The sequence below is a fragment of the Halorubrum sp. SP3 genome (assembly GCF_005435195.1).
Taxonomy (GTDB): Archaea; Halobacteriota; Halobacteria; order Halobacteriales; family Haloferacaceae; genus Halorubrum; species Halorubrum sodomense.
The window spans coordinates 1-368 of the sequence record NZ_SGTU01000466.1 but is presented as its reverse complement, the minus strand read 5'-3'; the positions used below and the strand labels follow the sequence as shown (position 1 = coordinate 368).

The 368-nt window shown below is 59.0% G+C and carries 1 protein-coding gene; it reads left to right on the top strand.

The window, feature by feature from the left end; all coding sequences use genetic code 11:
• Positions 1-23 precede the first annotated feature (23 nt).
• A partial coding sequence (locus EXE42_RS20925; RefSeq protein WP_369333806.1) for a DUF58 domain-containing protein occupies positions 24-368 on the top strand: 345 nt, incomplete at its 3' end.

Sequence of the window (368 nt, the reverse complement as noted above, 5' to 3'; positions counted from 1 at the left end):
TGCCGGGCGACGACGTCCAACAGATTGACTGGAACGCGACGGCTCGCCTTGGAGAGACATATGTCCGTGAAACGGAGGGAGAAACCGATCGGCGGACGCTTCTCATTGTCGACCATCGCAATCGAATGGCTACTGGAACCGATGGCGGGACGATGCTTGAATACGCGCGTGAAGTGGCTGGTGGGATCGCACAGACGGCCGCCGAACACGGTGACCCACTTGGGTTCCGTGCGGTTGGTTCGCAAGGGATTACAACACAGATCACAGCGGGGACAACGCCACAGACGTACTCCCGGATTGAGTCAGCACTGTATTCTCTCCAGCTAACAGCCGAGACGAGTACAGAGGGAACCCGGTCGGCACCCCAA